Consider the following 23,764-nt stretch of genomic DNA (forward strand, 5'->3'; position numbering starts at 1 on the left):
GCCCTTAACGCCGGCTCAGGCTGCGCTGCCGGGGGCGGGACGCCAGCAGCCAAGACTGGACATCCTCAAGGGGCTTGCCGTCGTCGGAGAGGTGGTGCCGGGTCCAGACGCCCTCCTTGTCCAGGTGCCAGCTGGAGGCTTCGGGGGCCATGTAACGCCGCAGCAGGTCAAGGACGTAGTTGATGTCGTCGGTGCTGGACAGCTGGACCAGGGCCTCCACCCTGCGGTCAAGGTTGCGGTGCATCATGTCCGCCGAGCCGATGTACACCACGGGATCCCCGCCGTTGGCGAAGGCGAAAACCCGGGAGTGCTCCAGGAACCTGCCCAGGATGGACCGGACGGTGATGTTATCGCTGAGACCGGGCACCCCGGGGCGGAGCGAGCAGATACCGCGGACCACCACGTCAACCTCTACTCCGGCCTGCGAGGCGCGGTAGAGGGAATCGATGATGGCCTCGTCCACCATGGAGTTGACCTTGATCTGCACCCGGCCGGGGATCCCGGCGCGGGCGTTGCGGATCTCGGTCTCAATCCGGTCGATCAGCCCTGAACGGACGGAACGCGGCGCCACCAGCAGCCTCTTGAACGTGGACTTGGGCGCGTAGCCGGAGAGCTGGTTGAAGAGCTTGGACAGGTCCTCGCCCACCTGCTCATTGGCGGTCAGGAGGCCCAGGTCCTCGTAGTAGCGGGCGGTCCGGGGGTGGTAGTTACCTGTGCCGATGTGGCAGTAGCGCCGCAGCCCGTCAACCTCCTGGCGCACCACCAGCGAGAGCTTGCAGTGCGTCTTGAGGCCAACGATGCCGTAGACCACATGTACGCCGGCCTGTTCCAGCTTGCGGGCCCAGGAGATGTTCGCCTGCTCATCGAACCGGGCCTTGATCTCCACCAGGGCCAGGACCTGCTTGCCTGCCTCGGCCGCGTCGATCAGGGCGTCAACGATGGGGGAGTCGCCGGACGTGCGGTACAGGGTCTGCTTGATGGCCTGGACCTTGGGATCGGCGGCGGCCTGTTCCAGGAACGCCTGCACCGAGGTGGAAAACGAGTCATAGGGGTGGTGGAGCAGGATGTCCCGGCGGCGCATGGCGGCGAACACGTTGGCGGCCTTGGACGTCTCCGACTCGTTCAGGTACCGGGACGTGTGCGGAACGTGCTTTGGGTAGTGAAGGTCGGCGCGGTCAATGCCGGCGATCACGGAGAGTCCCCGGAGGTCCAGGGGGGCCGGGACGGAATAGACCTCGGATTCCTCGACACCGAGCTCGCGGATCAGCAGCGCGCGGATGTTCGGGTTGATGTCGTTGGTGACCTCGAGCCGGACGGGCGGGCCGAAGCGGCGGCGCAGGAGTTCCTTTTCGAGGGCCTGGAGGAGGTTTTCGGCGTCATCCTCTTCCACCTCCACGTCCTCGTTCCGCGTGACGCGGAAGCTGTGGTGCTCCAGGACCTCCATCCCGGGGAACAGTTTGTCCAGGTGGACCGCGATGACTTCCTCGAGTGCAATGAAGCGCGCCACGCGTCCGGCCACGGCGCCGGCACGGGGGCCGTCGATGGACATCAGGCGCGGGAGCTGGTCCGGCACCTTGACGCGGGCAAAGAGTTCCTTGTCGCTGATCGGGTTGCGCACCACCACGGCAAGGTTCAGCGAGAGGCCGGAAATGTAGGGGAAGGGGTGCGCCGGATCCACCGCGAGGGGCGTGAGGATGGGAAACACCTTCTCGGCGAAGATCACGCTGAGCTGCTGCTGCGCCGCGTCATCCAGCTCATCCCAGTGCATGAGGTGGATGTGCTCGTAGGCCAGGGCCGGGCGGATCTGCTCGGCCCAGACCTGCGCGTGCCGCTGCTGGAGCCGGTGGGCTTCCCCGCTGATTCTCTCCAGCACCTCAACAGGGCTCAGGCCCGCGGGGGAGGGAACTGCGAGGCCGGTGGCGATGCGCCGTTTCAGGCCTGCCACCCGGACCATGAAGAATTCGTCCAGGTTGGAAGCAAAGATCGACAGGAAGCTGACGCGCTCCAGCAGGTGGAGTGTGGGGTCCTCCGCCAGTTCCAGGACGCGGGAGTTGAAGCTGAGCCAGCTCAGTTCACGGTCCAGGAACCGGTCCGGGCGGATGTCGCCCTCCGGCTGCAGGTTTGGCGCAAACTCCGGGATGTCAATGCGGTCCTGGGTGGCGCGCGAGGCGGGGACTTCCGAGGAGCCGAAGCGGGCGCGGACCGGCACTGCGACTTCCTGGGACGTGACTGCTCCGGAAGGTTCCGGGTTCATGGCATCTCCTTTACCTGGCGGTTGATGCTGGCGCTTCCGGCCTGCGCGGGTTCTGCTTCAACCTTACAAGCAATCAGGGCGCCGAAGGCCGTGCATTTCCCGCCCGGGAGGCCGTATGTCAGCCTGCTGGACTAAACAGTAGCCACCTGTCCGTACATGACGTCCATGTCCCAGCGGGTGAACCCCAGGCTCCGGTACAGCGACACAGCAGCTGCGTTGTCGGCGTCGGTGTACAGCATGACGGCGTGCAGTCCCAGCTCCTGGAGGTGCCGGATACCGGCAACCGTGAGGGCCTTGCCCAGTCCCATACCCTGGGCTTCCGGCGCCACGCCCACCGCGTAGACCTCGCCGATAGCCGGATGCGGGCCGTGCTTCGGATGGACCTTGGTCCAGTGGAAGCCCAGCAGCTGGCCCTGCCCGTCCTCGGCCAGGAGGAAACCCGAGGGGTCGAACCAGTCCTCGGCCATCCGGGCCTCGAGGTCGGCCCGGGTGAGGCTGCCCTGTTCAGGATGGTGCGCAAAAGCGGCCCGGTTTGTTGCCAGCCACGCGTCTTCATCCTGGCCGGGCACGAAGGTCCGGAGGGACACGCCCTCCGGCAGGGCGGCCTCGGGAAGGTCCGCCCCCGCCGTCGTCATCCTCATCTTCCACAGTTCACGGACCGGGCCGAACCCATAACGGGCGGCCAGATCCGCGGCGGCCTCATGGTTGCCGTGGGACCACGCCTTCAGCCCCTCCAGCCCGCGGCTGCCCTTGAGCGCACCCACCAGGCGGTCCGCCACACCCTGGTTCCGGTAGCTGGGATGGACAGCGATCTCAAGCACGCCGGTGCCGTCGGGTTCCTCCACCACCACGGCGAATCCGGCCAGGTCCTGGCCGGTGGCCGGGTCGGAGTCCTCATCCGGGGCATACAGGGCCAGGGTCAGCGGTGACTGCCCGGCCGATCCGCCGGTGCGCATGGTCACCAGGGTCTGTTCCGAAATGGAGGGGTTGCCGTCAGATTCCTCTGCCGCTGCCAGGAGGTTCCGGCAGTCCCTCAGGAGCTGCTGGTCAACAGCGCCCCGTTCTGTATGGACGGGCCACTTCTCAGGATGCGCTGGAGTCATGAGGCAAGGCTATACGGGAAGCAGCAAGGGCGCTCAGGCCTCGGTGAGCTCGTCTTCCTGCTGCCGGACCAGGGTGAGGCGGTAGCCCACGTTGCGCACGGTGCTGATGAGGTTTTCATGGTCGGCGCCGAGCTTCGCCCGCAGGCGCCTGACGTGGACGTCCACGGTGCGGGTGCCTCCGTAGTAGTCATAGCCCCACACCTCGGTGAGCAGCTGCTGCCGGGTGAAAACGCGGCCGGGGTGCTGCGCCAGGTACTTGAGCAGCTCGAATTCCTTGAAGGTCAGGTTCAGCGGTGCGCCGTTGACGCGGGCGGTGTAGCTTGCCTCGTCGATGACGACTCCGGCTGCGCGGATCTCCGTCGGCGCGTCCTCATGGTCCGGGACGGCCCTGGCAACGGAAAGCCTGATGCGGGCCTCCACCTCGGCCGGGCCTGCCGAGTCGAGCACGATGTCATCCACGGCCCATGCGGAGGAAACGGCGGCCATGCCGCCCTCGGTCAGGATCAGGACCAGGGGAGCGCTGAGGCCGGTGGCTTTGAGCAGCTGGGTGAGCGAGCGGGCGCCCACCAGGTCTTTCCGGGCATCCAGCAGCACAATGTCGCACGGATCGGTCTCCAGCAGGGCCGTGGGCTCGGCAGGAAGGATGTGGACCCGGTGGTTCAGCAGTTCCAAGGCAGGCAGGATGTCCACCGAAGAGCCAGTGCTGTTCGTCAAGAGCAGGATGTGCGACATTGTTCCTCCATGGGCCGTCCGCGCATCATTGGGCGACTGAACCGGGTTTTCACCGGCCGGTACTGGCTTCCTGCTCCGGCGTTGGGCCAGCAGAAAAGGGCTGGCCTGCCACCTCAGCAGTGAGCTTAGCTGAGCTTTGAGTATACCCGCAGGCCTCTCCGGAGCCATGGATCCGGGCCGGATGGACGGACGTTTTGCGACATATCCCGTTCATATAAGGCAGGATTGAACCAGGGCCCCGACGCCCTCCGCGAAGGGCGGCCCCGCCCTTCCAGGTCGACGCCAGGATGGGATTGCAGCGCAGTGAGTGCAGAAACTAAGTCCAGGCCGGGCTCCGCATGACCGCGGAGCTGCAGGCGCCGGCGCGGTCGTTGGGCTCATGGACTATCGGCGTCGTGGGGATGGCCGGCCTCGCTGCGATCATCGCCGGTGTCTACACCTCCCGTGAAGTGCTCGTGGCCGTTGCTGTTGCCATGGCCGCCGCCGTCGGCATCGGGTGGCCGCATTTCCTTCGGATTCCCGCCAAGAAGACCCTGGCCGCCGTGATTGCCGTGCCAGGGGCCGGGGCAGCTGTTGCTGCCGGCCTGGCCCCTGCCCCCGGCTACCTGGACTGGACCCCGGCGTTCATTGCCCTGGGCATGATGGCCGTGTTCATTGTGCAGCTGCTCCGCGGAACCGGGCAGGCCCAGCGGCTGGAATCCACCCTGGGCTGCTGCGCGGGTGTGCTGCTCGCCTGCCTGGGTTCCGGCTGGATAGCCGGGGCACGGTTCAACGGCGTCCGGGAGATGCTCCTGGTGGCGGCCATCAGCGCCGCAGTTGCGCTGCTGGCCGGGCTGATCCGCTGGCCGGACAGCGTCGTGGCGCCCCTGGGCATTGTGCTGGCAGGCCTCGCGGGACCGCTCGCCGGGCTGGTGCTCTCGGACATCGCCGTCCTGCCGGCAGCCATCTTCGGCGTGGTGGTGGGCGCGGTGCTGGCGAGCTTCCGGCGACTGGCCACCCTGCGGGGTGCGCCCCTGAACATCCCCGCTGCGCTTAGCATGGGCCTTGCCCCTGTCTCGGCGGTGGGTTCCCTTGCCTACTTCATAGACAAACTCCTCATCTACTAACGCGTTAGGATGGCATCATGTCCGTACTTGCTTTTGAAATCTTCTTCCTTGTCCTGCTCGGCATCGCCAGCCTCGCCATGGCCTGGTTTGCCGGATTCGTGGTCTACCGCCTCTTCAAGGGCCAGAAGTAGACGCCTTTTTCCGGAGCTAGCCGATTTCCAGAGGTAGTCGCTGTGCCCATTGAGATTCCTACAGACCTGACTCCAGAACTCGTTCCGCTTTCCTGGCTCATTGGTGAGTGGGAGGGCCGCGGCCGCCTCGGCAGCGGTGACGAGGACTCGGAGCACTTCCTGCAGCACGTGTCCTTTACGCACAACGGGCTGCCGTACCTTCAGTACCGTGCGGAAAGCTGGCTGACGGACGACGACGGCACGCGCCTGCGGCCGCTTACTGTCGAGACAGGCTTTTGGGCGCTGGAGCGTAAACAGCTTGATGCCGACGGCGGCCCCGGCCTGATCCCCGCGGACATCGTTCCGGCGCTGAAGAGTGCGGACGAGGTGGAGGCCCTGCGCAACAGCGAGGGCGGGTTCGACATCTCGGTGTCCATCTCCCACCCCGGAGGCATTTCCGAGCTGTACTACGGGCAGATCAAGGGCCCGCAGATCCAGCTCACCACGGATATGGTGATGCGCGGGAGTCATTCCAAGGACTACAGCGCCGCCACCCGCATCTTCGGCCTGGTGGACGGCAACCTCCTGTGGCGCTGGGATGTTGCTGTTGGCGGCAAGGAAGGCAAAGGCCTGGAAGCGCATGCCTCGGCCTTCCTGAAAAAGGTTTCCTGACTCCTCCCGGTCCTTCGGCTTAAAGACGCAGGCGGCCCGGATCCACTCCGGCCATGAAAATCCGGAATACCGCCGAGCCCCTAGGACTTCTACTACATATGACTACTCCCAGCCCCCTGCTGTCGCGCCCTGGCGCCGTTGAGGCGGCCGGCGCGGACGCCGGCGTTGCCGCCCACTACGGTGAGCCCCTGCGCGAGCAGCGCGCCCTCGCGGCCGGAACCGCCGTCGTCGACCTCTCCCACCGCGGCGTTGTCTCGGTAACCGGTCCGGACCGCCTGGGCTGGCTCAATACCCTTTCCTCCCAGCAGGTCGCCGGCCTGCAGCCGAATGAATCCAGTGAACTCCTCCTCCTGAGCGTCCAGGGCAGGATTGATTTCGACGCGCGGGTCATTGACGACGGCACCACCACCTGGCTCCTTGTCGAGGCCGCCGAAGCGGCGCCCCTCGCGGAGTTCCTTAACAGGATGAAGTTCATGCTGCGGGTGGAGATCGCCGATGTTTCCGCGGACTGGGCTGTTGTGGGCAGCACCAAAGCTGTCCCGGAGTGGTCCGGCCTGCTGGCCTGGCAGGACCCGTGGCCGCACGTGGGGGCAGGCGGCTACTCTTATGCGACCGTCCCGGAGGCCAGCCACCCTGGCCTTGACCGCCCATGGTTCGAATACCTCGTTCCGGCCGATCACCTGGAGGAGACGGTTGCGGGGCGTCCCCTTGCGGGCGTCCTTGCCGCCGAAGCGCTGCGCGTGGCAGCCTGGCGCCCCCGGATCGGGGCGGAAACGGACGACAAGACCATCCCGCACGAACTTGACCTGCTCCGGACCGCGGTGCACCTGGCCAAGGGCTGCTACAAGGGCCAGGAAACAGTAGCCCGGGTACACAACCTCGGCCACCCGCCCCGCCGCCTCGTGTTCCTCCAGTTGGACGGATCCCAGCACACCCTGCCGGAGGCCGGCAGTCCGGTCCTGGTGGGGGAACGCAAAGTGGGGGCGGTGACGTCCGTGGCCCAGCATTACGAGATGGGCCCGGTTGCACTGGCAGTCATAAAACGTTCGGTCGCCCCGGATGAAATACTGACGGTCCTGGACGGCGACGAGCCATACCCTGCCGTCCAGGAACTCATCGTTGCCCCAGATGCCGGCCAGGTGGTGGGGCGTCAGACCGGATTCCTCAGGGGGCCACGACCATGACGGACACCGTTCAGCCCGATCCAGGGCCCGACGACGACGCGCTTGCTTTGGCGCACACGCTCTTCCAGGCTGCCAGGGAGGGGGACACGGCGCTGCTCCGTGCCTACCTGGACGCCGGCGCTCCCGCCACCCTGACCAATTCGGCTGGGGATTCCCTCCTCATGCTGGCCGCCTACCACGGCCACGCGGAGACCGTGCAGCTCATACTGGAACACGGCGCCGAGCCCGGCACTGCCAATGACCGCGGCCAGACTCCGCTCGCGGGAGCGGCGTTCAAGGGCTACACCGATGTGGCCCGGGTACTGCTGGATGCCGGGGCCGACCCGGACGCCGGCGCGCCGTCGGCCCGCGCCGCTGCCCAGATGTTCGCCCGCCAGGAGATCCTGGACCTCCTGGCCTAGGCGGGACCCAGCCGTTTACCCGGTCCCGCCCGGCAGCAACCACCTGACGAAGGATGACCGTGGAAAACGTCGCAAAACCCTGGCCGGCCCTGTGGTCCCTGGTGATCGGGTTCTTTATGATCCTGGTCGACACCACCATCGTGTCCGTGGCGAACCCGCGGATCATGGAGGGCCTGGACGCTGACATCAATTCGGTCATCTGGGTCACCAGCGCCTACCTCCTGGCCTACGCGGTCCCGCTGCTCATCACCGGCAGGCTGGGCGACCGCTTCGGCCCCAAGAAGCTGTACCTCTCAGGCCTGGTGGTCTTCACCATGGCATCGCTGTGGTGCGGGCTGTCCGGCGACGTGGAGACACTCATCGCGGCCCGCGTGCTGCAGGGGCTCGGCGCCGCCATGATGACGCCGCAGACCATGGCAGTCATCACCCGCATTTTTCCGCCGGACAGGCGGGGCGCGGCCATGGCCATCTGGGGTGCCACCGCCGGCTTGGCCACCCTCGTGGGCCCTATCCTGGGCGGCGTCCTGGTGGACGGACTCGGCTGGGAATGGATCTTCTTCATCAACGTCCCCATCGGAATCGCCGGTTTTATCCTCGCCCTGCGCAACGTACCGGCCCTGAGCACCCACCCGCACCGGTTCGACATTCCCGGCGTGGTGCTGAGCGCCGTCGGACTTTTCCTCCTGGTGTTCGGCATCCAGGAGGGCGAAAGCTACAACTGGGGCACCATCGCCGGGCCTGTCACGGTGTGGGGCCTGATCATCGCCGGCCTTGCCGTGCTGGCGCTTTTTGTGGCCTGGCAGCGGTTCAACAAAGGTGAGCCGCTGCTGCCGCTGGCGCTCTTCCGGGACCGCAACTTTTCCCTGGCCAACATCGGAATCACCACCGTTGGCTTCACCGTGACCGCGTTCAGCCTGCCGCTCATCTTCTACTACCAGCTGGTCCGCGGCCTCACGCCCACCCAGTCCGCGCTGATGATGGTGCCCATGGCACTGATCTCGGGCGGCCTGGCGCCGGTAGTGGGCAAGATCATCGACAGGGTCAACCCGAAATTCATCGCCGCGGCCGGCCTGGTGCTGATGGCCGTGGCCCTGGTCTGGAACTCGGCCCTGATGCAGCCGGACACCCCCATCCTGCTGTTCCTGCTGCCCAGCGCCATCCTGGGATTCGCCAACGCAGGCATCTGGGCTCCGCTGAGCACCACCGCCACCCGCAACCTTCCCCCGCGGCAGGCCGGGGCCGGGTCCGGCGTCTACAACACCACACGGCAGATCGGCGCCGTGCTGGGCAGCGCAGCCATTGCGGTGCTGATCCAGGCGCGGCTGGCCGCGGAGCTTCCGGCCGGTGGCCCCGGTGGCCCCGGCGGGGCAGCGGGCGAGGGCATGGCCCTGTCCGGAGGCCTCCCCGAGGCCCTCCACGGCGGATTTTCGACGGCGATGGGCCAGTCCATGCTGCTGCCTGCCGGGGTCATTCTGGCAGGCGCGGCGGTGGCGCTGTTCTTTGCCAAGCCGCAGCCGGTTCAGGGCTGGGGCGTGCCGGGGTCAGCCAAGGTGGACGCTGGTCTGGATTCCGCCGGCTGACAAGCCCAGCTTCCGGGCCAGCGCCAGGGAACCTGTATTGCTGACGTCCGTCCGCCACTGGAGAGTCAGTCCCGCCGCAAGGGCCTCATGGGCGGCAATCGAGGCTGCCAGGGAGCCCAGTCCGCGCCGGCGCCACTCAGGGTCCACCAGGACGCCAAGATGCGCCAGCAGCCCTTCCCACTCCGTGTATGCCCCGCAGGCCAGGGGCACCCGGCGCCCCTCCAGTTCATGGACGATGGTGTAGCGGTTCTCCAGGTCTGAAAGGCCCACTTCGTTGACGTCGTCGGGCGGGCACCGGCCTTCAAGCTCGATCGCTTCGGCGTTGGCGTGCGAGACGGTCATTTCCTCCGGCGGCTGCCTGAGGGGCAGGTCGTCCGCAAAAAAGAGTGCGGCTGCCCCCAGGCCGTGCCCGCCGTGCTGCCTGGTGAGGGTCAGCAGTGTGACGTGCTGCGCCATTTCCTCGTCGGGAAGGTCCGCCGCGGCATCAATGACCCATGGGGGACCCACCAGCGCCGAGCTGCCGAACAGCCGGACGAACTCGACGGTCCGTGCCGACTGGTCGGCACGGACTATGCGTTCCCCGGAGGCCAGGGCGGAGCTGAAGGCGTCATCATCCAGCCCTAGGCGCCGGGCCCACGCAAGCTGGATGATGGCGGCCGAACCGGGGTCGAGTGTCATGCTCCCAGCCTAGGACGGGCAACCGGTCCCGTTGGACAGGACACATCGGACGCCGGCACTCTTCAGGGGTACAGGACGGCTCAACCGAACAGGACGGAAGCTTCGTCGTAGCGGTTCTGCGGGACGGTCTTCAGCTTGCCCAGGGCTTCCTGGAAGCCCACGTGCTCAATGTCCGTTCCCTTGAGCGCCACCATGGTGCCCCAGTAGCCCTCAACCACCGAGTCGATGGCCGCCATGCCCAGCCGGGTGGCCAGGACACGGTCGAAGGCGGACGGCACGCCGCCGCGCTGGATGTGGCCCAGGATGGTGGCCCGGGTTTCAATGCCGGTCCGGGCTTCCAGTTCAGGGGCCAGCTGGTCTGCGATGCCGCCCAGGCGGGGCCGTCCGAAGGTGTCCAGGCCGCGCTCGGAATGCGGGGTTTCCATGTGCTCGGGAACGAACCCCTCAGCCACGACCACCAGCGGCGCGCGGCCACGGGCATGGGCCTCGTTCACCCATTCGGTGATCTGCTCGATGCTGACTTTCTGTTCCGGAATGAGGATGGCGTGGGCACCTGCAGCCATGCCGGCGTGCAGGGCGATCCAGCCGACGTGCCGGCCCATGACTTCGGCGATCATGCAGCGGTGGTGCGATTCCCCGGTGGTCCGGAGCCTGTCGATGGCCTCGGTGGCGATCTGCACGGCGGTGTCGAAACCGAAGGTGTAGTCGGTGGCGTCGAGGTCGTTGTCAACGGTCTTGGGAACGCCGACGATCTTCAGGCCGGCGTCGGTAAGCCGCTTGGCTGCCGCCAGCGTGCCCTCACCGCCGATCGCGATGATGGCATCGATGCCCAGGCGCTCCATGTGGGCCTTGATGACCTCGGGGCCGCCGCCGTTTTCGAACGGGTTGGTGCGGGAGGTACCCAGGATGGTGCCGCCCTGCTTGGCAATGCCGCGGACCATGGTCCGGGGGATGTCGATGATGTCGCCCTCAACAACGCCGCGCCAGCCGTCGAGGAAACCGACGAACTCGTGGCCGTGGATGGCAATTCCCTTGAGGACTGCTCCGCGGATCACCGCATTCAGTCCGGGGCAGTCGCCACCGCTGGTAAGGATTCCAATTTTCATGTCTCGCTCAAATCCTGGGGAGAGGGTTTACAGGCAGAGCGCCACGCTGAGCTCACATAGAGTCTAGTGCGGTGTGTGCGGTACGACACAAACTGGTTACACGAAGGGCCCCGCTCCAAGGGGAGCGGGGCCCGGTGTGCCCGTTTATCATGGGCGGTTCAGTGACCGCCTGTCGAGGAACGACTGCAGCGGGATGACGTTCCGCTGGTCCGGCAGGATTACCCAGGCCACGAGGTAGAAAACGAAGGCGGGGCCGGGGAGGAGGGCAAAGAGGAGGAAGGCAATGCGGACGTAGGCCACGTCCACGTTGAGTTTTGCCGCGATCCCTCCCAGGACGCCTCCCAGGATGCGCTGGGGTCCGCGTTTCAGGCCCAGGCCCCTGACGATGCTGAAGAATTTATCCATGGTTCAAGACTTCCGTGTTGTGGTGCCGTTGTCACTTTTCCTGGCGGAGAGGAGACCTCCGACCACCAGGGCCGCTCCCGCCCCGATCATGAGGCCGATCAGGACGTAGGTCCCGTTGAGGGTGACGATTCCGAGCTGGGCGATGATGATCAGGGCTGCCAGGGCAAGTACGATCAGGCCCCATACGATGGTTCCCACCTGCGCCCCGGAGGGAGGGACGGAGTCGGTGCGTGCCGCCGCGGAGCTCCCCGGGATGTACGGGTCCGGCGCCGGTGTCTGGCTGCTCATGTCAGTTACCTTCCTTGATGGTGACGTTGCTGACGGTGCCGTCGATCTCGATGATCAGGGGGCTGCCGGGCTTGTCGGTGTTGTAGCTGCTTTCGCGTGTGGTTGTCCCGCCGCGCTGGCTTCCGCCTTCCGCGAGGTTGCCCAGGGTCATATCGGCGCGGATGTCTACGGGCACGGAGTCGGGGATCACCACCGTGACGTTGCTGGCGGTGAAATCAAGGGGGACAAGCACCTCGGACTCGAGGGGGGCGTCCAGGGCGAGCCCGGTGAGGTCAACGGTTCCGCGTCCCGCCGTGATGTTCAGCCCCTCGCTTGCCTGCTGGATGCTCGTGGGTGCCCAGTCAACTTCCTGGAATCGGACGCGCTCGCCGTTGTTGCCCACCACGTTGAAGATTCCTCCCGTGATGAGGGCTGCCACCGCAAAGAACGACAGGATGCCCGAGGTGCGGCCGCGGAAGCCCAGAATGAGGATCGCGAGGCCCAGGACCGCCGCCGCGCTGGCCCAGGCGATGGCGTTCGTGGAGTCGCCGAGGTCGATGATGTTGGTGACGTCCAGGGCCTTCAGTCCCGCGCCGACAATCAGTGCGCTGCCGGCAGCGATCGCGACGGCGGGGGCACCGGGACCTGCGGGGCGCACCTTGGGTGCCGGCGGAGGACCCTGCGGCTGCCAGGTGGTGCCGCCGCCTTTGTTGTCCCGGCCGCCGCTGCCGGAGCCACCGGTGCCGTAGGGGCTGCCGGTAAACGGGCCGGTCCCTGCAACGTCCGAGTACGGGGGCGCCGTTGCCGTGGAGGCTACGCCAGAGTGCATGGTGGTGCCGGGGTATGGGTTGCCCGGGTAGAAGGTGGCGCCGGGTGCGGCTGCGCCCGCCGCCGTGCCCACCGCTGCTTTGTTACGCTGCGCGAGGTAGTAGACCAGGTAGATGGCGCCGCCAACCCAGAAGAGGGTCCAGAGGAAGGCGCCGAAACCGTGGTTGCTCCAGCCCCAGAAGTCGCCGCCCAGTCCGCTGAAGCCCAGGATTACGGCGATCAGGGAACCGGTCATGCCGCTGGTCCACCGGCCTGCGCCGGCTTCCTGGACGTGGATCCTTCCATCGGGCTCTGGCAGGAAGGCCCATGCCAGGCCGTAGAAAAGTACACCGATGCCGGCGAAAAGGGTCATCACGATGAAGACGCCGCGGACGATCAGCGGGTCGATGCCCAGGCGCCGGGCAATGCCGCTGGAGACACCGCCGATCCAGCGGTCCTGGCCACGGGTGATCCCATGGCTGCGCACCCAGCCGAAGAAGTCGGCCTGCTGGTTGGGTGCGCCGGCATAGGGGTAGCTGCCTGCGCCCTGCCTTTCGCTGCCCGGGCCGGGGCTGCCCTGGCCGGGGTACGCTCCGGCCGGCTGCCCGGCATAAGCCGCGCCGGCGCCGTCGTACGCCGCGTCATCCCGCATGGATCCGTGAGCGGGGCCGTCCTCGTCTTCGTGCTCCGGATTCTGGTCCGACGCCGACGGGGGAGCAGGTGAGGGGGAAGACGCCGAGAGGGAGTCAGCCGGCGGGAGGGGCCTGGTGGGGTTTTCGTTTTCCCGTTTGGGGAGGGGCTCCGTCGGGTGGTCGTCGTCAGGGGTGGGGGTTTGCGAGTTCATGCTTCGATCCTTCCGCTTGAGGAGCCTCGGCTCTACTGGGGGACACCCTGAACAGCCCCTGAGAGGACCCCGGATCCGGTCGGATTGCGGGCCGGGAAACCCTGATCCGTGCTTGGATTGATCCATGACAACCGTCCCCACACGCGTCCCGCTGGTCCGCAGCAGCGACCGCTTCATCGCAGGCGTGTGTTCCGGCCTCGCCGCCCACCTGGGCGTGCCCGTGGTCCACGTGCGGGTGGCAATGGCCCTTGCCTCACTGGCCGGCGGGGCCGGCGTCGTCTTCTATGCCTGGTTGTGGATCATGGTCCCCACGGCTGACGAAAGCGCCCGTCGCCAGGCGCGCCGGCCGTCGTCGCCCATTGCACCGGCTGTCAGCCGTGAGACTGTGCCGGCCGCCGTGCCCTGGACAGTGGCGCCGGCAGGCGGGGAGATCGCTCCGCCCAGCACGCCCGATGGCGGCCTTCGGACGGATACTGCCTCGCCACGCGGCCTTGGATACCCCGCCCCGGGAGACGCCGCAGCGCCTGGGTCACAGACGGTGCGGCCACCCTGGTTCCGGTTCCGGGAGATGCGCTACGGCAAGGAGATCCTGCTTGGGGCCGGGCTGCTGCTGGTGGCAGGCATCCTGATTGCCCAACTGCTGGGCGTGGACGTGCCCCTGGGGACACTGATACCCGCAGCGGCCGTGCTGGGCGGCGCCTCCATTGCGTGGATGCAGCTGGACGAGACCCGGCGGGCCGGGCTCGTGGACAAAACCAAGGCGGACCAGGCAGGGGGCTGGGCCCGGCTTGCGGCGGGACTGGCGCTGGTGGTGGCCGGCGTCCTGGTGATGGTGTCCGGCTCCGGTTCCTGGGAACAGACCTGGTTGGCGCTGCTGGCCTCGGTGGCTGTCCTTGGTGGAGTAGTGCTGGTCCTGCTGCCGTGGGCGCTGAAGTTCTGGCGCGACCTGGAGGCGGAGCGGGCCGGCAGGATCCGGGAAACCGAGCGGGCCGAGATCGCTGCCCACCTGCACGACTCGGTGCTCCAGACGCTGGCCCTGATCCAGCGGCGGGCGGCCAGCGAGCACGACGTCATCCGGCTGGCCCGCGCCCAGGAACGTGAGCTACGGGGCTGGCTTTTCGCGGATCCCGGCAAGGACGCCGGGCAACTGTCGGACCGGATCAAGGCCGTGGCGGCCGAGGTGGAGGACCTGCTGGGCAACGCCGTCGAGGTGGTCTGTGTGGGGGACACTGCCGTCACGGAGGGCCATGAAGCGCTGATCCAGGCCAGCCGGGAGGCCATGCTCAACGCCTCCCGCCACGGTGGCGGGACCGTCTCGGTCTACCTGGAGGCATCCGGCGGCCGTGCGGAGGTCTTCATCAAGGACCGCGGCCCCGGGTTCGACCTGCAGCATGTGCCGGAGGACAGGCTCGGGGTCAGGGAATCCATCATCGGCCGCATGAACCGCCACGGCGGCACGGCGGCAATCAGCAGCAGCGGCGAGGGCACGGAGGTGCGGCTGGGCTTCCCCGCCGCCCCGCAGGACAGCACGGAAGGCAAACCATGAACACAACGCAGGGACAGGGTTCGGAACCGGCCGCCAGGTCCGCCAGGGTGGTCATTGTCGACGACCACGCGATCTTCCGCTCGGGCCTGAAAGCGGACCTGGACCCCAGTATCCACGTGGTGGGCGAGGCGGCGACGGTGGAACAGGCCATCGCCGTCATTGCGCAGCAACGCCCGGACGTGGTGCTTCTGGACGTCCACCTGCCCGGCGGCCTGGGCGGCGGGGGCCGTGAGGTCATCGCCGGTTCCGCGGCCCTGCTGCCCGCCACCAAGTTCCTGGCCCTCAGCGTCTCGGACGCGGCCGAGGACGTCGTGGCGGTCATCCGGGCGGGAGCACGCGGCTACGTCACCAAGACCATCTCGGGGACGGAAATTACCGACGCCGTGTACCGGGTTGCCGGCGGGGACGCCGTCTTCTCGCCGCGGCTTGCAGGCTTTGTCCTCGACGCTTTCGGCACCGCGCCCGCGGACATCGCCGACGACGAACTGGACAGGCTGTCCGCGCGGGAACTCGAGGTCATGCGCCTCATCGCCCGCGGCTACAGCTACAAGGAAGTGGCCAAGGAGCTGTTCATTAGCATCAAGACGGTGGAAACGCATGTATCAGCGGTGCTGCGGAAGCTGCAGCTCTCCAGCCGCCACGAGCTGACCAAGTGGGCCGCTGAGCGCCGCCTCCTCTGACCCGGTGCCCCAAACGCTCTCTCACCTGATGCGCCTTAACCCCAAACGCTCTCTCACCTGATGGGCCATAACGCCAAACGCTCTCTCACCTGATGCGCCTCAACGCCAAACGCTCTCTCACCCTCCGTGAAGGGAGTGATAGAGCGTTTGGGGAATTCCTGCGTTAGGTGAGAGAGCGTTTGGGGAATTCCTGCGTTAGGTGAGAGAGCGTCCTACTGGGCCTTGCCCAGAAAGTCCTGCAGCCGCTGCACGCCGGTCGCCAGGTCCTCGTCGCCGAGGGCGTAGGAAAGGCGCAGGTAGCCGGACGGGCCAAAGGCCTCACCCGGAACCACGGCCACCTCAACCTCGTCCAGGATCAGCGCTGCCAGCTCGGCAGAGGTCTGCGGCGATGCGGTGCCGGAGGCGGTGGGGAACTCCTTGCCCAGCAGCGCGCGGACGTCGGCGTAGACGTAAAAGGCGCCCTTCGGCGTCGGGCATTCAACGCCCTCAATCGCGTTCAGGCCCGCAACGATCGCCTTGCGGCGGCGGTCGAATGCCACCTTCATCTCATCAACAGCGGTCAGCGGGCCGGAGACCGCGGCGAGGGCCGCGATCTGCATGATGTTGGAGACGTTGGACGTGGCATGGGACTGGAGGTTGGTGGCGGCCTTGATGACGTCGGCCGGACCGATCATCCAGCCCACGCGCCAGCCGGTCATGGCATAGGTCTTGGCAACACCGTTCAGGATGACCACTTTGTCGCCCAGTTCCGGCGCCGCGGTGGCGATCGAAGTGAAGGGAACGCCGTCGTATGTCAGGTGCTCGTAGATCTCGTCCGTGACCACCCAGAGGCCCTTGGACGCTGCCCACTTGCCGATCTCCGCCACCTGCTCCGGCGAGTAGACAGAGCCGGTGGGGTTGGATGGCGACACGAACAACAGGATCTTCGTCCTGTCCGTAACGGCTGCTTCGAGCTGTTCCACAGTTACCAGGTAGTCCTGCTCAGGGCCCGCAAAGACCTCCACGGGCACACCGCCGGCCAGGCGGATGGCCTCCGGGTAGGTGGTCCAGAACGGGGTGGGGACAATAACCTCATCGCCCGGATCAACCAGGGTGGCGAAAGTGTTGTACACAGCCTGCTTGCCGCCGTTGGTCACCAGGACCTGGGAGGCCTCCACTGCATAGCCGGAGTCGCGCAGCGTCTTCTCGGCGATGGCCTTCTTCAGTTCCGGCAATCCGCCGGCAGGGGAGTAGCGGTGGTACTTCGGCTGGCCGGCAGCTTCGATGGCCGCCTGAACGATGTAGTCCGGCGTGGGGAAGTCCGGCTCGCCCGCACCAAACCCAATAACCGGCCGGCCCGCTGCCTTCAGCGCCTTCGCCTTGGCGTCAACGGCGAGGGTTGCGGATTCGGCAATTGCGGAAATGCGCTGGGAAACGCGGGCGGCAGACATGGCAGGTCCGTTCTTCGCTTGCAGCCTGGGGGCTGGAATGTGGGATTCGACGAGTTCTACTCTATGCTGTTCACCGGACCCTCCGGGTTGCCGGTTTTGATTTGTGACTGTTTCCCGGTCAAATGTCAGGCAGGCCATCGGGTGAGGGCCGGAAATGGGCCGGTTCGACGAACGCGAAGTTGTTGCGTAGACTGGTTCACCGGTGTTGAAACACGGATGATGACGTGCGCCCCAGTTCAAACTGGCGGCTCGTTGTCAGAGAGTGGAATTCACTCCATAGGGTAGTGGCGCAATTGGTAGCGCAGCGGTCTCCAAAACCGCAGGTTGCAGGTTCGAGTCCTGTCTGCCCTGCGCAAGCGCCCCGGGCGAAAATCCGGGGCAAGCGCAGCAACCATGGTTCTGTTCAGGGCCGGGTAATCCACCATTGCAAAGATGAGCGAGGACCAGGTGACCGAAACAGCTGCCAGCAGCTCCAAGGGCCGCCCAGCTAAGAAGGACGCCAAGGCAAACTTCTTCGCCCGCATTGCACTCTTCGTCCGCCAGATCATCGGCGAACTGAAGAAGGTTGTTGCACCCACCCGCAAGGAACTGATCAACTACACGCTCGTGGTGCTGGTGTTCGTGGGCATCATGATGGTCATCGTCAGCCTGCTGGACATCGGTTTTGGAACCGCCGTCGGCTGGGTCTTCGGCGGGACCGGCACCACGGACAGCTAACGCTGCACGGTCCGCAGGCCGCGTGTTCCTCCGGGATTCCCGGACGGAACGCCGGTGTGCGGAATTGAGCCATTTAAATAGGCATGTTAGGCAATGAGGAAGCAGGAGACCAAGTGTCTGAGCAGGAGCTCGAGGTAACCGAGACTGAGCTGGAAGAGTCCGCGGACGTCACGGCAGAAGCCGGTGACGAGTCTGAGTTTGATTCCTCCGCGCCCGAATCCGAGGACGCCGGTTCCGACTTTGACGCCGAGGCAGACGCCGGCTCCGAAGAGGAGTCCGATGACGCCCTCGCCGCTGCTGCCGCCAAAGCAGACGTTGACCCCGCCGAGGAGTTCAAGGCCAAGCTGCGCCGCCAGGAAGGTGACTGGTACGTCATCCACTCCTACGCCGGTTACGAAAACCGCGTGAAGGCTAACCTGGAAACCCGCATCCAGACCCTGGACATGGAAGATTACATCTTCGAAATCCAGGTGCCCATGGAAGAAGTCGTTGAGATCAAGAACGCTCAGCGCAAGGTCATCAACCGCGTCCGCATCCCCGGCTATGTGCTGGTCCGCATGGACCTGACGGACGCTTCGTGGGGCGCCGTCCGCCACACCCCGGGTGTCACAGGCTTCGTGGGCAACGCCCACAACCCAGTGCCGCTTCGCCTGGACGAGGTCTTCTCCATGCTTGCTCCCGTCTTCGAGGAAGAGCAGGCCGAGAAGGGCAAGCCGGTCAACAAGCAGAACCAGGCCCCCGTGGACGTTGACTTCGAGGTTGGCGAGTCCGTCATCGTCAAGGAAGGCCCGTTCGAGACCCTTCCCGCCACCATCTCCGAGATCAAGGTCGAATCCCAGACCCTCGTGGTGCTCGTGTCCATCTTCGAGCGCGAAACGCCGGTTACCCTGGCGTTCAACCAGGTCACCAAGATCTAGCACCACCCAAGAATTCGTCCCGGGGCTGCCCGCTTAGCAGTACCGGAACGGCCGGCCGCCTTGCCATGGCGGCCATAAACCTGAGGCACGCTCCTGTGCCCCAGGACGTTATTGAGAGAAGGACCCTACATTGGCTCCCAAGAAGAAGGTCACCGGCCTCATCAAGCTGCAGATCCAGGCAGGTGCCGCTAACCCGGCCCCGCCGATCGGTCCTGCGCTTGGCCAGCACGGTGTCAACATCATGGAATTCTGCAAGGCGTACAACGCTGCGACGGAAGCCCAGCGCGGAAACGTCATCCCCGTGGAAATCACGGTCTACGAGGACCGTTCCTTCACGTTCATCACCAAGACCCCGCCGGCTGCAGAGCTCATCAAGAAGGCTGCAGGCGTCGCCAAGGGTTCAGCAACCCCGCACACCGTCAAGGTTGCCAAGCTGACCCAGGCCCAGGTCAACGAGATCGCCTCCACCAAGATGGAAGACCTCAACGCCACGAGCCTCGAAGGCGCAGCGAAGATCATCGCCGGCACCGCCCGCTCCATGGGCATCACCGTCGAAGGCTAGCCGCTTCCGCCGCTTTGGTGTTGTGCCCGGGAATACGGGCACGACGACGGGCGGCACCGCCGGGACACCGGCACCACCAAAACTGAAATGTTGGGAAACGGGCACGGATAACGAGCCCGCCCAACTGTGGCAGGGCCCAGCGCGGTCCGCAGACCACAACTGCACAAGGAGAAATAAGCAGCATGGCAAAGCGCAGCAAAGCATATGAGGCAGCAGCCGCCAAGATCGACGCGGAGAAGTTCTACGCGCCGTTCGAGGCAGTGACCCTCGCCAAGGACACCAACCCGTCCAAGTTCGACGCCACCGTTGAGGTTGCATTCCGCCTCGGCGTCGACCCCCGCAAGGCTGACCAGATGGTCCGCGGCACCGTCAACCTGCCCCACGGCACCGGTAAGGTTTCCCGCGTCCTGGTCTTCGCTACCGGCGACAAGGCTGAGGCAGCAATCGCAGCCGGCGCCGACTTCGTTGGTTCCGACGACCTGATCGAAAAGATCGCAGCCGGCTGGACCGACTTCGACGCCGCCGTCGCCACCCCTGACCTCATGGGCAAGGTTGGCCGCCTCGGTAAGGTCCTGGGCCCGCGTAACCTGATGCCGAACCCGAAGACGGGCACCGTGACCCCCGACGTCACCAAGGCCGTCAACGACATCAAGGGTGGAAAGATCGACTTCCGCGTCGACAAGCACTCCAACCTGCACTTCATCATCGGCAAGGTCTCCTTCGACGCCGTCAAGCTGGCCGAGAACTACGCAGCAGCACTGGAAGAGGTGCTTCGCCTGAAGCCGTCCGCTTCCAAGGGCCGCTACATCCAGAAGGCCACGGTTGCCACCACCTTTGGTCCCGGCATCTCCGTCGACCCGAACGTCACCAAGGTTCTGACCGAGGCCTAAATCCTCGTCTGAAACTCCTGCAGCGGAACCTGTCCGCCGCAACAAAACCGCCCGGCACCCGTGCCGGGCGGTTTTGTCTTAAGCTGCGGAACTATGCCGGCGCCGGCACCTTTTGCCTAAGCTGTAGGAATGGCTGACCCAGAGTCGGATACTTTCCCAGGGGCCCCCGCTGCTCCCGTTATCTCTGCTGTTAAGGTGATGCCGGAACCCGGCACCAATGCCACTTCTGCAGGGCCCACAGCGGATCTCAGGGAATGCCACGCCCTGCGGGTGGGGCACGAGCTTGCACTGTGGGGCAACCTGGACCGTTGTCCCACCCTCCAGGAAACTGCCGAGTTCTGGCGGGGCAGTGAATACGAGGAGCGGCAGCTCTTCCTGGCGAGGCTGAACGGGGAGACCGTTGGTATGTGCTCCGTGGAACTGCCGCTCCGCGAGAACACCCATACCGCCGGTGTCGATGTCCTGATCGCGCCCGCCCACCGGCGCCGGGGGGTGGGCAGGACGCTGCTTTTACACGCAGAGTCGATTGCCAGGACACGGGGCCGGACCTCCCTCTACGGGTACCACGAGGTTCCGCTGGCCGCGGCGGACGGGAACCCCCTGCTCCCCGCCAAGTCCGGTGCCGGGGGCCTGCCGGTCACCGAACCTGCAGTGGCCTTCGCCGCCGCTTCCGGCTACGAGCTGGAACAGGTGGAACGGTCCAGCCGGCTCGACCTTCCCGTCGCGCCTGAGCTGCTGGACCGGCTGGAGGCAGACGCAGCAGCACGAGCAGGCGGCTACAGCATCACGGGCTGGGACGACACCTGCCCCGAAGACCTGGTGCAGGCCTACGCGCTTCTCAAAGCACGGATGAGCACGGACGTTCCCATCGCCGGGATGGATTGGGAGGGCGAGGACTGGGATGCAGCCAGGGTCCGGGAGGAGGAGCAAACGATGGCCCGCGGCGGCGTCCACTCCGCGGTGACTGCCGCACTGCACAGCGCCACGGGGGAGCTGGTTGCCTACACGGTCCTCAACTGGCGGCCCGGTGTGCCGGCATCCATCGCCCAGCAGGACACCCTGGTCACGGCAAAACACCGCGGCCGCCGCCTGGGCATGCTCATCAAGGTGGCAAATCTACGGCGCGCCCAGGGCAGATGGCCGGCGGCGCGTTCTGTGTTGACGTGGAACGCCAGTGAAAACCAACATATGCTGGCCATAAATATTGCCCTTGGATTCAGGCCGGCTGGTTATGAAGGTGAGTGGCAGAAACGGCTGGGATGATGCGCCTATGGCAAAAGACGTGAAGATCGAGCAGCTCTGGATCCCTGATTCACTCGAGGCGCCGGACGCTGCGGACTTCCTGGCCGCCGTCGAAGTGGGACGCAAAGTCCGCATGCAGACCTGGGGCAGCGACGACCTCGCCTACGGCCCCCTGGAAAAGCTCCTTGAGTTCGCGGATCCCTATGAGCGGCAGTTGATCCTCGTCGCCAAGGTGGACGGGGAGATCGTGGGCACCGTTGACATTGCCCTTCCCCTCACGGACAACCTGGACCTGGCGGAGTTCACCCTGGACATCCTGCCCGAGTTCCAGCGCCAGGGCGTCGGGAGGAGGCTGCTCCAGGCCGCCGAGCAGCTGGCCCGCAATGAAGGCCGCAGCATGATCCTGGTGGACACCAACCATCCGGGGGCGTCCCTGCACGAATTCGAACGTGCCCAGCTGGTCCCCGGATCGGGGCAGGGGTTCGTGCCGTTGGAGAGCCGCGAGGTGGAGTTCGCCCAACGAACCGGCTACACCCTGCAGCACATTGAGCAGTTCAGTTCGTGCCTGCTGCCGCTGGACTCGAAGCTGGTAGCGGACCTGCAGGCCGAAGCGGAGGACGCCAACAATGGCCGGTACCGGCTGCACCATTGGACGGACCGGTGCCCTGACCGCTGGCTGGAGGCCGTTGCCGTCCTCGAAAACCAGGCCGGGGCCGACGTCGACCCCTCGCTGCACGTGCCGGTGGAGCAGGACATGGTGTTCGACGGCGCCATCCTCCGGGAGGCCGAAGACGTTGCCATTGCGCAGGGCCGGCGGACGGTGGTCACCGCCGTCGAGCATCTCGCCACCGGGGCGCTGGTGGGCCTGACCACCATCACTGTGCTGGCCCACCGCGCCGACGTGGTTTTCCAGGACGATACCCTCGTCCTGCAGGAGCACCGCGGGAACAAACTCGGGCTCCTGATCAAGGTGGCGAACATGGAACGGCTGACGGAGCAGTTTCCTGATGCCCGGGTCATCTACACCTGGAACGCGCCGGAAAACCGTTACCTCCTGACCGTCAACCAGCAATTGGGATTCCGGACCGCGGGCGTGACGGGAATCTGGCAGAAGGAGCTTCCGCACCTTGGCACCAGCAACAGCTGACTGCCGATTTGGCGGAGCGGCGGGACCTCCCTTAGACTGGGATGACCAAAGACCGTCGGTTGTTGGAAATCCACTCCCCTGAGCATGGCTCAAATCTGCAGTTCTGCGCGGGGGAATGAAGCGGGTTTCCGGACGAAGGACCCTCAACGCAGGGCGGCCGGCGCAGGTGAACGAAGCAAAGCTCCACGGGATACCTGTGTTGAGCCAAGCCCCGTGCATCTGCGCGGGGCGTTTTTAGTTTTAGCTCATCCGAGCGGGGACCGTCGAATACCGGCACTATCCCCGGAAGGAGGGTTATGGCAACGCCTACCAAGGTTTCAGCAGTAGCTGAGATCACTAACGATTTCAAGGAATCGAACGCCGCTGTCCTGACCGAATACCGTGGGCTCACCGTTGCACAGCTCAAGCAGCTGCGTGTTTCTCTCGGCCAGGACACCAAGTTCGCGGTCGTCAAGAACACCCTGACCGCCATTGCAGCCAAGGAAGCCGGCGTTGAAGCATTCAACGACCAGCTCTCCGGCCCCACTGCAATCGCGTTCATCAAGGGTGACGCAGTTGCCGCTGCCAAGAGCCTGACGGATTTTGCCAAGACCAACAAGCAGCTGGTCATCAAGACCGGTTACTTCGAGGGCAAGGCACTGAACGCCAGCGAGGTTGCCGCACTGGCAGCTCTCGAGTCCCGCGAGCTGCAGCTCGCCAAGGTTGCAGGCGTCCTCAAGGCCCCTGCCGCCGCCGCTGCACGCATCATTGACGCTCTGCGCCTCAAGCTTGAAGAAGAGAACGGTGCACCGGCAGCTGCCGAGGCGCCCGCCGCTGAAGAAGCTCCCGCCGCAGAAGCAGCAGAGACCGAAGCTCCGGCCGAAGCCGCAGCCACCGAAGAGAACTAACTCTCTTTTAGACCAGACTCCGGTGTGAAGCACGGCCGCGTGCCGCTGAACGCCACAACAGGAAGGACGCCTACCATGGCGAAGCTCACCAACGAAGAGCTCATTGAAGCTTTCAAGGAACTGACCATCATCGAGCTCTCCGAGTTCGTCAAGCTCTTCGAAGAGACCTTCGAAGTTACCGCTGCTGCTGTTGCTGTTGCTGGCCCCGCCGGCGCTGCTGCTGAAGAGGTTGAAGAGAAGACTGACTTCGACGTCGTCCTCGAAGCTGCCGGCGACAAGAAGATCGCAGTGATCAAGGAAGTTCGCGCCATCACTTCCCTGGGCCTCAAGGAAGCCAAGGACCTCGTTGACAGCGCTCCCAAGGCTGTCCTCGAAGGTGCAACCAAGGAAGCTGCCGAGAAGGCCAAGGAGCAGCTCGAGGCTGCAGGCGCAACCGTTACCCTCAAGTAGTAACGCGCTTTTTCCTCAGGAAGCCCCGTCCACGTTTGTGGGCGGGG

Annotated in this window: 24 protein-coding genes and 1 tRNA gene; 16 read left to right on the forward strand and 9 right to left on the reverse strand. The window is 65.8% G+C overall.

What is annotated here, in order from left to right; all coding sequences use genetic code 11:
- Positions 1-4: 4 nt before the first annotated feature.
- The 3 genes from IEX43_RS06445 to IEX43_RS06455 form a co-directional block, all read right to left on the reverse strand.
- Complete coding sequence (locus tag IEX43_RS06445) at positions 5-2,254, reverse strand: RNA degradosome polyphosphate kinase (RefSeq protein ID WP_188809590.1); 2,250 nt, start codon at positions 2,252-2,254, stop codon at positions 5-7.
- 131 nt (positions 2,255-2,385) lie between these two features.
- Complete coding sequence (gene mshD, locus IEX43_RS06450) at positions 2,386-3,357, reverse strand: mycothiol synthase (protein ID WP_188809591.1); 972 nt, start codon at positions 3,355-3,357, stop codon at positions 2,386-2,388.
- A 33-nt stretch (positions 3,358-3,390) separates the two neighbouring features.
- Positions 3,391-4,089, reverse strand: coding sequence for a winged helix-turn-helix transcriptional regulator (locus IEX43_RS06455; RefSeq protein WP_066277942.1), 699 nt, complete (start codon positions 4,087-4,089; stop codon positions 3,391-3,393).
- Between the two features lie 338 nt (positions 4,090-4,427).
- On the opposite strand from IEX43_RS06455, the gene IEX43_RS06460 reads away from it, so the two are divergent.
- The 5 genes from IEX43_RS06460 to IEX43_RS06480 all read left to right on the forward strand — a co-directional run bounded on the left by IEX43_RS06460 (position 4,428) and on the right by IEX43_RS06480 (position 9,142).
- Positions 4,428-5,195 carry a permease gene (locus IEX43_RS06460; RefSeq protein ID WP_188809592.1) on the forward strand — a complete coding sequence of 256 codons (768 nt, stop codon included), beginning with the start codon at positions 4,428-4,430 and terminating at the stop codon, positions 5,193-5,195.
- Between the two features lie 173 nt (positions 5,196-5,368).
- A complete protein-coding gene (locus IEX43_RS06465; protein ID WP_104998656.1) occupies positions 5,369-5,977 on the forward strand; it encodes a nitrobindin family protein in 609 nt (202 codons plus the stop codon).
- A gap of 98 nt (positions 5,978-6,075) precedes the next feature.
- Positions 6,076-7,161, forward strand: a complete 1,086-nt coding sequence (ygfZ, locus tag IEX43_RS06470; RefSeq protein WP_188809593.1) for a CAF17-like 4Fe-4S cluster assembly/insertion protein YgfZ — start codon at positions 6,076-6,078, stop codon at positions 7,159-7,161.
- Positions 7,158-7,562 carry an ankyrin repeat domain-containing protein gene (locus tag IEX43_RS06475; RefSeq protein ID WP_188809594.1) on the forward strand — a complete coding sequence of 135 codons (405 nt, stop codon included), beginning with the start codon at positions 7,158-7,160 and terminating at the stop codon, positions 7,560-7,562. Before ygfZ ends, IEX43_RS06475 begins: the two co-directional genes overlap by 4 nt.
- Positions 7,563-7,621: 59 nt before the next feature.
- A complete protein-coding gene (locus tag IEX43_RS06480; protein ID WP_188809595.1) occupies positions 7,622-9,142 on the forward strand; it encodes a DHA2 family efflux MFS transporter permease subunit in 1,521 nt (506 codons plus the stop codon).
- On the opposite strand, the gene IEX43_RS06485 is transcribed toward IEX43_RS06480, so the two are convergent.
- From IEX43_RS06485 to IEX43_RS06505, 5 genes are all read right to left on the reverse strand, one after another.
- The gene (locus IEX43_RS06485; RefSeq protein ID WP_188809596.1) at positions 9,104-9,820 is read right to left on the reverse strand and encodes a GNAT family N-acetyltransferase; all 717 of its coding nucleotides are present in this window, start codon (positions 9,818-9,820) and stop codon (positions 9,104-9,106) included. The two genes, IEX43_RS06480 and IEX43_RS06485, sit on opposite strands and share 39 nt — an antisense overlap.
- A gap of 80 nt (positions 9,821-9,900) precedes the next feature.
- Positions 9,901-10,926, reverse strand: a complete 1,026-nt coding sequence (locus tag IEX43_RS06490) for an ATP-dependent 6-phosphofructokinase (RefSeq protein WP_188809597.1) — start codon at positions 10,924-10,926, stop codon at positions 9,901-9,903.
- 147 nt (positions 10,927-11,073) lie between these two features.
- Complete coding sequence (locus IEX43_RS06495) at positions 11,074-11,331, reverse strand: PspC domain-containing protein (protein ID WP_104184349.1); 258 nt, start codon at positions 11,329-11,331, stop codon at positions 11,074-11,076.
- A 3-nt stretch (positions 11,332-11,334) separates the two neighbouring features.
- Positions 11,335-11,619 carry a hypothetical protein gene (locus tag IEX43_RS06500; RefSeq protein WP_229666342.1) on the reverse strand — a complete coding sequence of 95 codons (285 nt, stop codon included), beginning with the start codon at positions 11,617-11,619 and terminating at the stop codon, positions 11,335-11,337.
- Position 11,620: 1 nt separating this feature from the next.
- Positions 11,621-13,249 carry a PspC domain-containing protein gene (locus IEX43_RS06505; protein ID WP_188809598.1) on the reverse strand — a complete coding sequence of 543 codons (1,629 nt, stop codon included), beginning with the start codon at positions 13,247-13,249 and terminating at the stop codon, positions 11,621-11,623.
- A gap of 124 nt (positions 13,250-13,373) precedes the next feature.
- On the opposite strand from IEX43_RS06505, the gene IEX43_RS06510 reads away from it, so the two are divergent.
- Together IEX43_RS06510 and IEX43_RS06515 are read left to right on the forward strand one after the other, a co-directional pair.
- On the forward strand, positions 13,374-14,795 hold the full coding sequence (locus IEX43_RS06510; protein ID WP_188809599.1) for an ATP-binding protein: 1,422 nt from the start codon (positions 13,374-13,376) through the stop codon (positions 14,793-14,795).
- Complete coding sequence (locus tag IEX43_RS06515) at positions 14,792-15,475, forward strand: LuxR C-terminal-related transcriptional regulator (RefSeq protein WP_188809600.1); 684 nt, start codon at positions 14,792-14,794, stop codon at positions 15,473-15,475. Before IEX43_RS06510 ends, IEX43_RS06515 begins: the two co-directional genes overlap by 4 nt.
- Before the next feature lie 212 nt (positions 15,476-15,687).
- On the opposite strand, the gene IEX43_RS06520 is transcribed toward IEX43_RS06515, so the two are convergent.
- Positions 15,688-16,905, reverse strand: coding sequence for a pyridoxal phosphate-dependent aminotransferase (locus IEX43_RS06520; protein ID WP_188809601.1), 1,218 nt, complete (start codon positions 16,903-16,905; stop codon positions 15,688-15,690).
- A 278-nt stretch (positions 16,906-17,183) separates the two neighbouring features.
- On the opposite strand from IEX43_RS06520, the gene IEX43_RS06525 reads away from it, so the two are divergent.
- From IEX43_RS06525 to rplL, 9 genes are all read left to right on the forward strand, one after another.
- A tRNA-Trp gene (locus IEX43_RS06525) sits at positions 17,184-17,256 on the forward strand.
- 81 nt (positions 17,257-17,337) lie between these two features.
- Positions 17,338-17,622 carry a preprotein translocase subunit SecE gene (secE, locus tag IEX43_RS06530; RefSeq protein WP_104184345.1) on the forward strand — a complete coding sequence of 95 codons (285 nt, stop codon included), beginning with the start codon at positions 17,338-17,340 and terminating at the stop codon, positions 17,620-17,622.
- Positions 17,623-17,735: 113 nt separating this feature from the next.
- Positions 17,736-18,539: a transcription termination/antitermination protein NusG gene (gene nusG, locus IEX43_RS06535; protein WP_188809602.1), complete on the forward strand. Its 804-nt coding sequence runs from the start codon at positions 17,736-17,738 to the stop codon at positions 18,537-18,539.
- A gap of 130 nt (positions 18,540-18,669) precedes the next feature.
- Positions 18,670-19,101, forward strand: a complete 432-nt coding sequence (gene rplK / locus IEX43_RS06540; RefSeq protein WP_003803853.1) for a 50S ribosomal protein L11 — start codon at positions 18,670-18,672, stop codon at positions 19,099-19,101.
- A gap of 182 nt (positions 19,102-19,283) precedes the next feature.
- Positions 19,284-19,991 (forward strand): 50S ribosomal protein L1, encoded by a 708-nt coding sequence (rplA, locus tag IEX43_RS06545; RefSeq protein ID WP_066277900.1) that lies wholly within the window; start codon positions 19,284-19,286, stop codon positions 19,989-19,991.
- A gap of 129 nt (positions 19,992-20,120) precedes the next feature.
- Positions 20,121-21,254 (forward strand): GNAT family N-acetyltransferase, encoded by a 1,134-nt coding sequence (locus tag IEX43_RS06550; RefSeq protein WP_229666343.1) that lies wholly within the window; start codon positions 20,121-20,123, stop codon positions 21,252-21,254.
- Positions 21,255-21,261: 7 nt separating this feature from the next.
- A complete protein-coding gene (locus IEX43_RS06555) occupies positions 21,262-22,380 on the forward strand; it encodes a GNAT family N-acetyltransferase (RefSeq protein ID WP_188809603.1) in 1,119 nt (372 codons plus the stop codon).
- 296 nt (positions 22,381-22,676) lie between these two features.
- Complete coding sequence (gene rplJ, locus IEX43_RS06560; protein ID WP_188809604.1) at positions 22,677-23,267, forward strand: 50S ribosomal protein L10; 591 nt, start codon at positions 22,677-22,679, stop codon at positions 23,265-23,267.
- A gap of 75 nt (positions 23,268-23,342) precedes the next feature.
- Positions 23,343-23,717 carry a 50S ribosomal protein L7/L12 gene (gene rplL, locus IEX43_RS06565; protein ID WP_066277893.1) on the forward strand — a complete coding sequence of 125 codons (375 nt, stop codon included), beginning with the start codon at positions 23,343-23,345 and terminating at the stop codon, positions 23,715-23,717.
- Positions 23,718-23,764 lie beyond the last annotated feature (47 nt).

The sequence above is a fragment of the Pseudarthrobacter polychromogenes genome (genome assembly GCF_014644495.1).
GTDB lineage: Bacteria > Actinomycetota > Actinomycetes > Actinomycetales > Micrococcaceae > Arthrobacter > Arthrobacter polychromogenes.

Bases quoted from the DNA above. Each gene is read 5' to 3' on its own strand.
- IEX43_RS06505 (WP_188809598.1), bottom strand. From the start codon at position 13,249: ATGAACTCGCAAACCCCCACCCCTGACGACGACCACCCGACGGAGCCC.
- IEX43_RS06460 (WP_188809592.1), top strand. From the start codon at position 4,428: ATGACCGCGGAGCTGCAGGCGCCGGCGCGGTCGTTGGGCTCATGGACT.
- IEX43_RS06515 (WP_188809600.1), top strand. From the start codon at position 14,792: ATGAACACAACGCAGGGACAGGGTTCGGAACCGGCCGCCAGGTCCGCC.
- secE (WP_104184345.1), top strand. From the start codon at position 17,338: ATGAGCGAGGACCAGGTGACCGAAACAGCTGCCAGCAGCTCCAAGGGC.
- IEX43_RS06500 (WP_229666342.1), bottom strand. From the start codon at position 11,619: ATGAGCAGCCAGACACCGGCGCCGGACCCGTACATCCCGGGGAGCTCC.
- IEX43_RS06475 (WP_188809594.1), top strand. From the start codon at position 7,158: ATGACGGACACCGTTCAGCCCGATCCAGGGCCCGACGACGACGCGCTT.
- IEX43_RS06485 (WP_188809596.1), bottom strand. From the start codon at position 9,820: ATGACACTCGACCCCGGTTCGGCCGCCATCATCCAGCTTGCGTGGGCC.
- rplJ (WP_188809604.1), top strand. From the start codon at position 22,677: ATGGCAACGCCTACCAAGGTTTCAGCAGTAGCTGAGATCACTAACGAT.
- IEX43_RS06510 (WP_188809599.1), top strand. From the start codon at position 13,374: ATGACAACCGTCCCCACACGCGTCCCGCTGGTCCGCAGCAGCGACCGC.
- rplL (WP_066277893.1), top strand. From the start codon at position 23,343: ATGGCGAAGCTCACCAACGAAGAGCTCATTGAAGCTTTCAAGGAACTG.
- IEX43_RS06555 (WP_188809603.1), top strand. From the start codon at position 21,262: ATGGCAAAAGACGTGAAGATCGAGCAGCTCTGGATCCCTGATTCACTC.
- IEX43_RS06520 (WP_188809601.1), bottom strand. From the start codon at position 16,905: ATGTCTGCCGCCCGCGTTTCCCAGCGCATTTCCGCAATTGCCGAATCC.
- IEX43_RS06495 (WP_104184349.1), bottom strand. From the start codon at position 11,331: ATGGATAAATTCTTCAGCATCGTCAGGGGCCTGGGCCTGAAACGCGGA.
- IEX43_RS06455 (WP_066277942.1), bottom strand. From the start codon at position 4,089: ATGTCGCACATCCTGCTCTTGACGAACAGCACTGGCTCTTCGGTGGAC.
- rplA (WP_066277900.1), top strand. From the start codon at position 19,284: ATGGCAAAGCGCAGCAAAGCATATGAGGCAGCAGCCGCCAAGATCGAC.
- ygfZ (WP_188809593.1), top strand. From the start codon at position 6,076: ATGACTACTCCCAGCCCCCTGCTGTCGCGCCCTGGCGCCGTTGAGGCG.
- IEX43_RS06490 (WP_188809597.1), bottom strand. From the start codon at position 10,926: ATGAAAATTGGAATCCTTACCAGCGGTGGCGACTGCCCCGGACTGAAT.
- IEX43_RS06445 (WP_188809590.1), bottom strand. From the start codon at position 2,254: ATGAACCCGGAACCTTCCGGAGCAGTCACGTCCCAGGAAGTCGCAGTG.
- IEX43_RS06550 (WP_229666343.1), top strand. From the start codon at position 20,121: ATGGCTGACCCAGAGTCGGATACTTTCCCAGGGGCCCCCGCTGCTCCC.
- mshD (WP_188809591.1), bottom strand. From the start codon at position 3,357: ATGACTCCAGCGCATCCTGAGAAGTGGCCCGTCCATACAGAACGGGGC.